This window comes from Azospirillum sp. B506, from assembly GCF_000333595.1.
Lineage (GTDB): Bacteria > Pseudomonadota > Alphaproteobacteria > Azospirillales > Azospirillaceae > Azospirillum.
The window spans coordinates 1-1,238 of record NZ_BADK01000386.1 but is presented as its reverse complement, the minus strand read 5'-3'; the positions used below and the strand labels follow the sequence as shown (position 1 = coordinate 1,238).

Annotated in this window: 1 protein-coding gene and 1 pseudogene; both read left to right on the top strand. The window is 67.9% G+C overall.

Annotation, left to right across the window (positions count from 1 at the left end; translation table 11 throughout):
- Nucleotides 1–129: 129 nt before the first annotated feature.
- Nucleotides 130–1,041, top strand: a pseudogene (locus I71_RS11850) (acetamidase/formamidase family protein); the annotation flags it as partial.
- 12 nt (nucleotides 1,042–1,053) lie between these two features.
- Nucleotides 1,054–1,238: hypothetical protein (locus tag I71_RS39135; RefSeq protein WP_042695064.1), on the top strand; the 185-nt coding region annotated here is incomplete at its 3' end.

Here is a 1,238-nt window from a genome sequence, read left to right as displayed (position 1 = left end):
CAAGCTCGCCGAAGGACTCGCCCAGCCCCGACACGGCGCGGGCGCCGGTGATCTGCAGGGCGACGCCGCGCGCCACCATCATCATGCCCAGGGTTGCGATGAAGGGCGGCCAGCGAGGAGACGCAGGGCAAGTACCATTACGTCTATGGCCCCTACGCCACTCCCGTGCTGACCATCGATCCGGGCGACGTCGTCTCGGCCGAGACGCACGACGCGATGGAAGGCCGCATCCGCACGGAATCCGACCTGCCGAGCGATGTCCTGAACTTCCCGTTCCTGAACCCGCAGAACGGGCCGATCTTCGTCCGCGGCGCGGAAAAGGGCGACTGCCTGGCGGTGCACATCAAATCGATCGTGCCGCGCGGCCCGCAGCCAGTGGGCACCACCTGCCTGATGCGCGAGTTCGGCGGACTGGTCGGCACCGGCGACACCGCCCTCCTGAACGCACCCTTGCCGGAGCGTGTCAAGAAGGTGGAGGTCGATCCCATCACCGGCGTCCGCTGGAGCGACCGCATCACTCTGCCCTACCAGCCCTTCATCGGCACCATCGGAACCTCGCCGGAGATCGAGGCCATCTCTTCCCTGCATCCCGACTATTACGGGGGCAACATGGACCTGCCGGACGTCGCCCCGGGTTCGGTGATCTACCTGCCGGTCCATGCGCCCGGCGCGCTGCTCTATCTCGGCGACTGCCATGCGGCCCAGGGTGACGGGGAGCTGTGCGGTTTCGCCATCGAGCACCCGACGGTCACCACGGTCCAGGTGGATCTCATCAAGGACTGGAGCTTCCGCTGGCCACGGCTGGAGAACGAGCGGGTGATCATGACCATCGGCTCCGGCCGGCCGATGGAGGATGCCGCCCGCATCGCCTACCGCGAGCTGGTCCGCTGGATGGCCGCCGATTACGGCTTCGAGGAGTTGGACGCCTATATGCTTCTGACCCAGGCCGGCCGCCTGAGGGTCGGCAACATGGTCGATCCGAAATACAGCCTCGGGGCATCGATCGACAAGTCGATGCTGCTGGCGCAGGCGGCCGGCTGATACCGGGACCCGATGGAGCGCTTCGTTTCGCCGGGGCCGGCGCAGGCATCGTCCGTGTCGGAAGGAACGGGTTCGGGCAAGCGCCCGGAGCGCGGTCCGGACGCGGGCCATGACCGGCGCCCGGTCGCCGCGCCGATCCTGGCGGAACAGGCGCATGGTCGGGCTCCATTCTTTGAAGCGCGCCGGGTTGTCGACGG